Genomic DNA, 9275 nt, shown 5'->3' on the forward strand with positions numbered 1-9275 from the left:
ATCGAAGTCCGCGCCCGTCACCTGCCACGGCGGAGAGACCCCCAAGGCAGCCTCAAACAGCTTGTCAGTCATACCCGATCCCGTACCTGCTCAGGTCCAGCTTACCCACTCGAAATTGAAAAGAGGCTCGCCGTATTATCCCCGAGCGGCCAGCGCGCGGCACCTGCGCCGCCCTCACGGCCGCCGCGCCAGGCGTTCGGCCATCAGCGCGGCCACTTCCGCCGCGGCCGGGCCCGGGCAGCGGCGCAGGCCCTCGACCACGCCGCGCACGTTGGCCGGCGGGTGGTTCTGGTTGAGCTTGAACTTCAGCTCGATCCGTCGCGCATGGAAGCGGAAGCCGACGATGCCGCGGAGCTGGGCGCGCTCGCGCGGGTTGGCGTGGTCGTAGGCCCAGCGGCCGCCGACCTCCGGCTCGAAGCGCCGGCCCAGGCCGGCCACGATCGCGGCCAGCTCGTCCTCCCCGCGCAGCGGCTCCAGCTCGCCGCGCAGGTGCGCCACCGCGTAGTTCCAGGTCGGCACGCGGGCGGCCCGGGCCTTGTCCGGGTACCAGTCGGGGGGTGATGTAGTGGTGCGGGCCGTGGACGATGGCCAGCGCCGGGCCGCGGTGGCCGGCCTGCGGGTTGGCGGCGGCCCAGTGGCCTTCCAGCCGCACCGTGTCGCCCCGGCGGGTGTACAGCACTGGGAGGTGCGAGGCCTCAGGCAGGCCGTCGGCGCCGGTGGTGACCAGGGTGATGAACGGATCGCGGGCCAGGAGCGCGTCCAGGCCGGCCAGGTCGGTCTCGGCGAAGGCGCGCGGCAGGTACATGGCTCAGGTCCGGTGGCCGAGGGTCACGGTCATGCGGCCGACCAGCTCGGTGTCGCTGTCGGCCTGCGGCGGAGACAGCTCGGCCAGGGAGAAGCCGCGCTCGAGCGCGTCGTCCTCGTCCATGCCGCCGAACTCGACGTAGCCGGCGTCCAGCAGCATGGAACGGGCCGAATCCTCGCTGTCGTAGCTGTGCACGGTGCCGTTGTGGTCCAGCACCTGGGCGGTGCCGGCCTCGCGCACGCGCAGGCGGGCCCAGTACAGGGTCTGGCCGAGGGTGGCGAGCCACCAGGTGTCGTATGTCATGGGGTGGCCTCCGAGATCAGCCAGAGCAGGCCGGCCATGCCCAGGCCGGCAAATACGGTCAGCAGCGCGATCCTGGCCGGGGTGGCCAGGCCGCTGAGGGAAGGGTCGCGCAGGGCGCGGTAGCCGCCGCCGAGCAGCCAGTGCAGCGCCGCCGGGGCCAGGAAGGCGCCCGGGCCGAAGTCGGCCTCGGTGCCGGCGTGGCGTTCACGGATGTGCACCAGGGTCAGCGGCCAGAAGATGACGAACGCGGTGGCCCCGGCAATGGCCACGCCGACGAAGCACAGGGCCAGGAACAGGATCATGGCGCGCTCGCGGTCAGGCCCGGGCCGGCCTCAGAAGTCGGCATTGCCCGGCGCACGCGGGTAGGCGATGGCGTCGCGGATGTTGGACAGGCCGCAGACGTACACCACCAGGCGCTCGAAGCCCAGGCCGAAGCCGGCGTGCGGCACCGTGCCGTAGCGGCGCAGGTCGCGGTACCAGGCGTACTGCTGCGGGTCCAGGCCGAACTGGGCCATGCGCGCGTCCAGCACGTCCAGGCGCTCCTCGCGCTGGGAGCCGCCGATGATCTCGCCGATGCCCGGGGCCAGCACGTCCATCGCCGCGACGGTCCTGCCGTCGTCGTTCAGGCGCATGTAGAAGGCCTTGATGTGCTCGGGATAGTTCATCACCACCACCGGGCGGCCGACGTGCTCCTCGGTCAGCCAGCGCTCGTGCTCGGTCTGCAGGTCCAGGCCCCACTCGACCGGGAAGTCGAACTTCTTCCCCGAGCCCTGCAGCAGCCGGATCGCCTCGCTGTAGTCGATGCGCTCGAACGGCGAGTTGAGGAAGTTCTCCAGGCGGGTGATGGCGTCCTTCTGCACGCGCTCGGCGATGAAGGCCATGTCGTCGGCGCGCTCCTCCAGCACCGCCCGGAACAGGTACTTGAGGAAGTCCTCGGCCAGGGCCGCGTCGTCGTCGAGGTCGGCGAAGGCGATCTCCGGCTCGATCATCCAGAACTCGGCCAGGTGCCGGGTGGTGTTGGAGTTCTCGGCGCGGAAGGTGGGGCCGAAGGTGTAGACCTTGCTCAGCGCCAGGCAGTAGGCCTCCACGTTGAGCTGGCCGGAGACGGTCAGGAAGGTCTCCTTGCCGAAGAAGTCGCGGGAGAAGTCCACCTCGCCGTCCCTGGTGCGCGGCAGGTTGGCCAGGTCCAGGGTCGAGACCCGGAACATCTGGCCGGCACCCTCGGCGTCGGAGGTGGTGATGATCGGGGTGCTGATCCAGTAGAAGCCGCGCTCGTGGAAGAAGCGGTGCACGGCCTGGGCCAGGCAGTGGCGGATGCGGGTCACCGCGCCGAACAGGTTGGTGCGCGGGCGCAGGTGGGCGAACTCGCGCAGGTACTCCAGCGAGTGCTGCTTGGGCTGCATCGGGTAGGTCAGCGGATCCTCGACCCAGCCGAGCACCTCGATCTTCGTGGCCTGGATCTCAAAGCTCTGGCCCTTGCCCTGCGAAGGCACCAGGGTGCCGGTGGCCACCACCGAGCAGCCGGTGGTCAGGTGCAGCACCTCGGACTCGTAGTTGGGCAGCGTGGCCGGGGCCACCACCTGGATCGGGGCGAAGCAGGAGCCGTCGCTGACGTTGACGAAGCTCAGACCGGCCTTGGAATCGCGCCGGGTGCGCACCCAGCCGCGCACCGTGACTTCGCCGCCGGCGGGGATGCGGCCGGCGAGGGCGTGTTCGACGCTGACCACCGTCATGACTTGAATCCTCGTCCAATGGACCCGATCTGCAGGGGATCGCAAGTTTACCGGAGTGCCAGCTTTCCCGCTGGCCCCGGGGCTATACTGCCGGCTCCGGAGGTACACCGCATGGCCATCACCCTCGCTCCCGCCGCCTACGAGCGTGTCCGTCGCTTCATGGCTTCCACGCCTGGCGTGCTGGGGCTGCGCTTTGGCGTGACCCGCACCGGCTGCTCCGGCTGGGGCTACACCGTGGACCTGGCGCGCGAGCAGCGCGGGGACGACGCCGTGTTCGAGCAGGACGGGGTACGCATCTTCGTGGACGCGCAGAGCCTGCCACTGGTGGACGGTACCCGCATCGACTTCGTCAGGCAGGGCCTGTCGGAGACCTTCACCTTCGACAACCCCAACGCCACCGCCGAGTGCGGCTGCGGCGAGAGCTTCACCACCCGGGCCGACGTGGCCTGAGCACGGCCGCCGGCGCGCCCGGCCGGGCGTGGCCGGTGGAGGACTTCCGGCACCCTTGCCGGGGCGGGGGCGGACGGTAGGCTTGGGGCCTTCCGTCGACACCGGAGCCTCCCGCATGCGCCGAACCCTCCTGCTGGCCGCCCTGGCCGCCTGCTGTCCGCTCCTGCCGGCCCACGCCGCCGTGCCCGCCACCGCCGAGGCTGCCCGCGACCGGGCCGTGGCCGAGCTGCACCGCCTGTTCGACGAGGAATGGGAGCGCAGCCTGCGCGAGTCGCCCGAGACCGCGGCCTACCACGGCGACCACCGCTACGCCGACCGCTGGACCGACATGAGCCTGGAGGCCATCGCCCGGCGCGAGGCGGCCGAGCGCGAGGCCCTGGAGCGGCTGCGTCGCATCGACCGCAACCTGCTGCCGCCGGCCGAGCAGCTCAATTACGACACCTTCCTGTGGCTGGCCGAGCGGGCGGTGCAGCGCCAGCGCTTCCGCGAGTACCTGCGCCCGGTGGACCACCAGGGCGGGGTGCAGACCGCCGACGGCCTGGCCGAGATCCTGCCCTTCGCCAGTGCCGCCGACTACCGCAACTGGATCGCGCGCATGGAGGCCCTGCCGGTGCTGGTCGGGCAGACCACCGCGCTGATGCGCGAAGGCATGGCCGCCGGCAGCATGCCGCCGCGGGTGCTGATGCAGCGGGTGACCGGGCAGATCGCCGCGCAGGTGGTGGACGACCCGGAGGCCAGCCCCTTCTACCGCCCGTTCCGGAAGATGCCCGACGGCATCCCGGCGGCCGAGCAGGAGGCCCTGCGCGCCCGCGCCCGCGAGGTGATCGCCACCAGGGTGGTGCCGGCCTACCGCGAGTTCGGCCGCTTCTTCGAGCAGGAGTACCTGCCGCGCACCCGCGACAGCATCGCCGCCACCGACCTGCCGGACGGGCAGGCCTATTACGACTTCCTGGCCGGCTGGTACACCACCACCCGCCTGACCGCCGACGAGATCCACCGCATCGGCCTGGAGGAGGTGGCGCGGATCCGCGCCGCGATGGAGGAGATCCGCCGGGAGGTGGGCTTTGCCGGCGACCTGAAGGCCTTCTTCCACCACCTGCGCACCGATCCGAAGTTCTTCCATTCCGACCCGGAGCGGCTGCTGGAGGCCTACCAGGCCCTGTCCAAGCGGGTGGACCCGGAGCTGGTCAAGGTGTTCGGCACCATCCCGCGCCTGCCGTACGGGGTGCGCCCGATCCCGGACAACATCGCTCCGGACACCACCACCGCCTACTACCAGCCCGGCGCGGTGGACGGCACCCGCGCCGGCTACTACTACGTGAACCTGTACAAGCCCGAGGCGCGGCCGAAGTGGGAGATGCTGGCCCTGACCCTGCACGAGGCCGTGCCCGGCCACCACTTCCAGTTCGCGCGCGGGGCTGAGCTGCCGGACCTGCCGATGTTCCGCCGCACCGCCTATTTCGTGGCCTACGGCGAGGGCTGGGGCCTGTACGCCGAGCGCCTGGGCTACGACATGGGCCTGTACGACGATCCCTACGACCGCATGGGCCAGCTGGCCTACGACATGTGGCGGGCGGTGCGCCTGGTGGTGGACACCGGCATGCACGCCAAGGGCTGGACCCGCCAGCAGGCCATCGACTACTTCCTGGACAACGCGCCCAAGACCGAGCAGGACGTGGTCAACGAGATCGACCGCTACATCGCCTGGCCCGGCCAGGCCCTGGCCTACAAGATCGGCCAGCTGCGGATCTCGGCCCTGCGCGAGGAGGCCGCCCGCGAGCTGGGGCCGGCCTTCGACCTGCGCGCGTTCCACGACCAGGTCCTGGCCACCGGCTCGGGGCCGCTCGAGACGCTGGAGGCCCACGTCCGCGCCTGGATCGCCGCGCAGAAGCGCAACGCCGGCTGAGGCGCAGGCGGGGGCGGGGCGGGCCGCCACCTGGTGGATTTGCGCCGGGCGGCCCGCCCCGGCATAATTTCCGACTCCCTGCGCCCCCGGTGCGGGGGAACCTTGCCCCACCGCATGCGGCATCGCGGGGGGCTGTCAGGCCCGCAAGGGCCGCATCCACAAGGAAAACACCATGCGCCACTACGAAATCGTGTTCCTGGTCCACCCTGACCAGAGCGAGCAGGTGCCGGCCATGATCGAGCGCTACAAGGCGGTCGTGGAGAACGGCAACGGCAAGGTCCACCGCGTCGAGGACTGGGGCCGCCGCCAGCTGGCCTACTCGATCCAGAACCTGGTCAAGGCCCACTACGTGCTGTTCAACATCGAGGCCGGCCAGGACGTCCTGAACGAGCTGGTCGAGACCTTCCGCTTCAACGACGCCATCCTGCGCCACCTGGTGATCCGCCGCGACGGCCCGGAGACCGAGCCCTCGCTGATCATGAAGAGCAAGGACGAGAAGGGCGACAAGCCCGACCGTGGCGAGCGCCGCCGCCGCGAGGATGAGGGCGAGGCCAACACCGCCTTCGCCGAGAACGACGGCGGTAACAACGCCGAGGCCGCCTGAGGAGCGCACCCATGTCCAAGTTCTTCCGCCGCCGCAAGTTCTGCAAGTTCACTGCCGAGGGCGTCAAGGAGATCGACTACAAGGATCTCAACACCCTGCGCCAGTACCTGACCGAGACCGGCAAGATCGTCCCGAGCCGCGTGACCGGCACCAAGTCGCGCTACCAGCGCCAGCTGGCCACCGCGATCAAGCGCGCCCGTTACCTGGCCCTGATCCCGTACACCGACAACCACGACCTGTGATCCGGGGGCCCCGGGCGGCCGCGGGCCGGCGCCGGGGCATCCGCACAGTGTGCGGCTGTCACCGAACAATCCGTCCGATCCGGACAGCGAGCGTTGCGGTGCCCCGGTCCGCCGGCGGCGCCGCTAACGGATAGAGGAGCAATACGATGGAACTGATCCTTCTGCAGAAGGTCACCAACCTGGGCAACCTGGGCGACAAGGTCACGGTCAAGCCGGGCTACGGCCGCAACTACCTGGTGCCGCAGGGCAAGGCCGTGCCGGCCACCCCGGCCAACATCGCCGAGTTCGAGGCCCGCCGCGCCGAGTACGAGGCCAAGGCCAAGGCCCTGCTGGACGAGGCCCTGGCCCGCAAGGAGAAGCTGGAAGGCGCCAGCGTGACCGTCAAGGCCAACGCCTCCACCGAGGGCAAGCTGTACGGCTCGGTGGGCCCGCGCGACATCGCCGAGGCCTTCACCGCCGCCGGCCTGCCGCTGGAGAAGAGCGAGGTGGTGATGGGCCAGGGCCCGATCCGCCACGTGGGCGAGTACGAGGTCACCGTGCACCTGCACGCCGACGTCGAGACCACCGTCAAGGTGGTGGTCGAGCCGGAAGCCTGACCGGCAACGCCGATCGCGAAGGGAGGGCGCCGCCAGGCGCCCTTTCTTTTTGGCCGTCTCGGGATCTGAGATTCCCACCGGTTATGCACAGGGTTATCTGCAACCGCTCCATGCCAAGCCGACTACGATGGCCGACCCGATCCCGTCCCCGCCGGCCCCGCCGGCGATGACGTCCAAGGAGTCTTCCGTCCCCATGGCATCCCGCCCTGGTTTCCGCAACGACCGCAGCGAACGCAGCGACGCACGCGTGGAGCAGCTCCGGGTGCCGCCGCACTCGGTCGAGGCCGAGCAGGCGGTGCTGGGCGGCCTGATGCTGGCGCCCGAGTCCTACGACCCCGTCGGCGATGTGCTGGTCGAGCCCGACTTCTACCGCCGCGACCACCAGCTGATCTACCGCGCCATCCGCGAACTGGCCGAGAAGAACCGGCCCTTCGACGCGGTGACGCTGGGCGAATGGTTCGACTCGCAGGGCCTGTCCGAGCAGATCGGTGGCGGCGCCTACCTGGTGGAGCTGGCCACCACCACGCCCTCGGCGGCCAACATCCGCGCCTACGCCGAGATCGTGCGCGACAAGGCCATCCTGCGCCAGCTGATCGACGTGGGCACGCGCATCGTCAACGACGGCTTCCAGCCGGAGGGCCGCGACAGTGCCACCCTGCTGGCCAAGGCCGAGCAGGAGGTGTTCGCCATCGCCGAGGCCGGCGCGCGCGGGCGCAGCGACTTCACCGGCCTGAACACCGCGCTGCGCGACGCCTTCGAGGTGCTGCAGAAGCGCTTCGAGAGCGGCGGCAACATCACCGGCCTGCCGACCGGCTACACCGAGTTCGACCAGATCACTGCCGGCCTGCAGCCAACCGACCTGATCATCCTGGCCGCGCGCCCGGCGATGGGCAAGACCACCTTCGCGTTGAACATCGCCGAGTACGCGGCGATCAAGTCGAAGAAGGCGGTGGCGGTGTTCTCGATGGAAATGTCCGCCGCGCAGCTGGCCCTGCGCCTGATCTCGTCCAACGGCCGGGTCAACGCCCAGCGCCTGCGCACCGGCCAGCTGGAGGACGAGGACTGGAGCCGCGTCACCAGCGCCATCAAGCTGCTGCGCGAGGCCAAGATCTTCATCGACGACACCCCGGCGCTGTCGCCGGAGGTGCTGCGCTCCAAGTGCCGCCGCCTGAAGCGCGAGCACGGCCTGGGCCTGGTGGTGATCGACTACCTGCAGCTGATGCAGGTGCCCGGCAACAGCGAGAACCGCGCCACCGAGATCTCGGAGATCTCGCGCTCGCTCAAGGCACTGGCCAAGGAGCTGAACGTGCCGGTGATCGCCCTGTCCCAGCTCAACCGCTCGCTGGAAACGCGCACCGACAAGCGCCCGGTGATGGCCGACCTGCGCGAATCCGGCGCCATCGAGCAGGACGCGGACCTGATCATCTTCATCTACCGCGACGAGTACTACAACAAGGAGAATTCGCCGGACAAGGGCCTGGCCGAGATCATCATCGGCAAGCACCGGAGCGGCCCGACCGGCTCGATCAAGCTGAAGTTCTTCGGCGAGTACACCCGCTTCGACAACCTGGCGCACGACTCGGTGGGGGCCTTCGAGTAAGGCCTCCGCCATTCCTGTTCCGGTCACGCCCGCTGCCTTAACATCCGCGCCACCGGATCGCCCGTGGGCGTCCGGAACCACGGCATTCCAAGGAGGTCCACCATGATCCGCCCGCAGCAGACCCTGACCCTGCTGGCCGCCGCCGCGCTCACCGCGGCCGTCGCGACCGGCTGCCAGACCACCAACCCCTACACCGGCGAGGCCCAGATGACCCGCACCAGTCGCAACGCGCTGATCGGCGCGGGCATCGGCGTGGCCGCGGGCCTGCTGACCGGCGACAGCGCGGTCGAGCGCCGCCAGCGTGCCCTGGTCGGCGCCGGCATCGGCGGCCTGGCCGGCGGCGCGATCGGCGCCTACCAGGACCGCCAGCAGGCGGCGCTGCGCGAGCAGCTGCAGGGCACCGGCGTGAGCGTCACCCGCAACGGCGACAACATCACGCTGAACATGCCGGGCAACGTCACCTTCGCCTTCAACAGCGCCAACCTCGACCCGCAGTTCTACCCGGTGCTCAACAGCGTGGCCACCGTGCTCAAGGAGTACGACAAGACCATCGTCGAGGTGGCCGGCCACACCGACAGCATCGGCAGCGACGAGGTCAACCAGCGCCTGTCCGAGCAGCGCGCCAACGCCGTGGCCCAGTACCTGATGGCCCAGGGCGTGAACCCGCAGCGCTTCATCGTGGTCGGCGCCGGCAAGCGCTACCCGATCGCCAGCAACGACACCGAGGCCGGCCGCGCCGCCAACCGCCGCGTGGAGATCACCCTGGTGCCGGTGCGCTCCTGACGCCGGCCGCCAGGCGCACGAACGGAAAGGGCCGCACGCGCGGCCCTTTCCGTTTGGTAATTCCTAAGGAAGGTCTGAACAACTCCGCCCGATTGCGCGACAATGCCTCACCGTGATCGGGGTGAATGCGATGCAGCTGTCGTTCGGTGATGCCGAGGGTCTGGGGAGCCGCAAGCGCACGCGGCGCGAGGTGTTTTTGGCGGAGATGGAGCAGGTGGTGCCGTGGCAGGCGCTGCTGGGTCTGATCGAGCCG

At 70.2% G+C, this 9275-nt stretch carries 10 protein-coding genes and 2 pseudogenes; 8 read left to right on the forward strand and 4 right to left on the reverse strand.

What is annotated here, in order from left to right; all coding sequences use genetic code 11:
- Nucleotides 1–174: 174 nt before the first annotated feature.
- The 4 genes and pseudogenes from CR938_RS13005 to asnS form a co-directional block, all read right to left on the reverse strand.
- Nucleotides 175–805, reverse strand: a pseudogene (locus CR938_RS13005) (FMN-binding negative transcriptional regulator).
- 3 nt (nt 806–808) lie between these two features.
- Nucleotides 809–1108 (reverse strand): hypothetical protein, encoded by a 300-nt coding sequence (locus CR938_RS13010; protein ID WP_162125411.1) that lies wholly within the window; start codon nt 1106–1108, stop codon nt 809–811.
- Entirely contained in the window at nt 1105–1410 is a 306-nt protein-coding gene (locus tag CR938_RS13015; RefSeq protein WP_162125412.1) for a hypothetical protein, read from the reverse strand. The genes CR938_RS13010 and CR938_RS13015 overlap by 4 nt, the downstream gene beginning before the upstream one ends.
- A 30-nt stretch (nt 1411–1440) precedes the next feature.
- Nucleotides 1441–2841 (reverse strand): asparagine--tRNA ligase, encoded by a 1401-nt coding sequence (gene asnS, locus CR938_RS13020; protein WP_162125413.1) that lies wholly within the window; start codon nt 2839–2841, stop codon nt 1441–1443.
- Between the two features lie 111 nt (nt 2842–2952).
- Between asnS and CR938_RS13025 the strand changes: the two genes are divergently transcribed.
- From CR938_RS13025 to CR938_RS13060, 8 genes and pseudogenes are all read left to right on the forward strand, one after another.
- On the forward strand, nt 2953–3291 hold the full coding sequence (locus tag CR938_RS13025) for a HesB/IscA family protein (protein ID WP_162125414.1): 339 nt from the start codon (nt 2953–2955) through the stop codon (nt 3289–3291).
- 115 nt (nt 3292–3406) lie between these two features.
- A complete protein-coding gene (locus CR938_RS13030; RefSeq protein WP_162125415.1) occupies nt 3407–5197 on the forward strand; it encodes a DUF885 domain-containing protein in 1791 nt (596 codons plus the stop codon).
- Between the two features lie 172 nt (nt 5198–5369).
- Nucleotides 5370–5801 (forward strand): 30S ribosomal protein S6, encoded by a 432-nt coding sequence (gene rpsF / locus CR938_RS13035; RefSeq protein WP_162125416.1) that lies wholly within the window; start codon nt 5370–5372, stop codon nt 5799–5801.
- Nucleotides 5802–5812: 11 nt separating this feature from the next.
- A complete protein-coding gene (gene rpsR, locus CR938_RS13040; protein ID WP_162125417.1) occupies nt 5813–6043 on the forward strand; it encodes a 30S ribosomal protein S18 in 231 nt (76 codons plus the stop codon).
- A 146-nt stretch (nt 6044–6189) separates the two neighbouring features.
- Nucleotides 6190–6639 (forward strand): 50S ribosomal protein L9, encoded by a 450-nt coding sequence (gene rplI / locus CR938_RS13045; RefSeq protein ID WP_162125418.1) that lies wholly within the window; start codon nt 6190–6192, stop codon nt 6637–6639.
- Nucleotides 6640–6832: 193 nt separating this feature from the next.
- Complete coding sequence (locus tag CR938_RS13050) at nt 6833–8239, forward strand: replicative DNA helicase (RefSeq protein WP_162125419.1); 1407 nt, start codon at nt 6833–6835, stop codon at nt 8237–8239.
- A 102-nt stretch (nt 8240–8341) separates the two neighbouring features.
- On the forward strand, nt 8342–9022 hold the full coding sequence (locus CR938_RS13055) for a YiaD family glycine zipper/OmpA-like lipoprotein (protein ID WP_425502454.1): 681 nt from the start codon (nt 8342–8344) through the stop codon (nt 9020–9022).
- A 130-nt stretch (nt 9023–9152) separates the two neighbouring features.
- Nucleotides 9153–9275 (forward strand): annotated as a pseudogene (locus tag CR938_RS13060) (IS5/IS1182 family transposase); the annotation flags it as partial.

This window comes from Pseudoxanthomonas taiwanensis (assembly GCF_010093135.1).
Classification (GTDB): domain Bacteria; phylum Pseudomonadota; class Gammaproteobacteria; order Xanthomonadales; family Xanthomonadaceae; genus Pseudoxanthomonas; species Pseudoxanthomonas taiwanensis.

Coding starts and splice junctions, on each gene's coding strand:
- CR938_RS13010 (WP_162125411.1), bottom strand. CDS start 1,108: ATGACATACGACACCTGGTGGCTCGCCACCCTCGGCCAGACCCTGTAC.
- CR938_RS13015 (WP_162125412.1), bottom strand. CDS start 1,410: ATGATCCTGTTCCTGGCCCTGTGCTTCGTCGGCGTGGCCATTGCCGGG.
- asnS (WP_162125413.1), bottom strand. CDS start 2,841: ATGACGGTGGTCAGCGTCGAACACGCCCTCGCCGGCCGCATCCCCGCC.
- CR938_RS13025 (WP_162125414.1), top strand. CDS start 2,953: ATGGCCATCACCCTCGCTCCCGCCGCCTACGAGCGTGTCCGTCGCTTC.
- CR938_RS13030 (WP_162125415.1), top strand. CDS start 3,407: ATGCGCCGAACCCTCCTGCTGGCCGCCCTGGCCGCCTGCTGTCCGCTC.
- rpsF (WP_162125416.1), top strand. CDS start 5,370: ATGCGCCACTACGAAATCGTGTTCCTGGTCCACCCTGACCAGAGCGAG.
- rpsR (WP_162125417.1), top strand. CDS start 5,813: ATGTCCAAGTTCTTCCGCCGCCGCAAGTTCTGCAAGTTCACTGCCGAG.
- rplI (WP_162125418.1), top strand. CDS start 6,190: ATGGAACTGATCCTTCTGCAGAAGGTCACCAACCTGGGCAACCTGGGC.
- CR938_RS13050 (WP_162125419.1), top strand. CDS start 6,833: ATGGCATCCCGCCCTGGTTTCCGCAACGACCGCAGCGAACGCAGCGAC.
- CR938_RS13055 (WP_425502454.1), top strand. CDS start 8,342: ATGATCCGCCCGCAGCAGACCCTGACCCTGCTGGCCGCCGCCGCGCTC.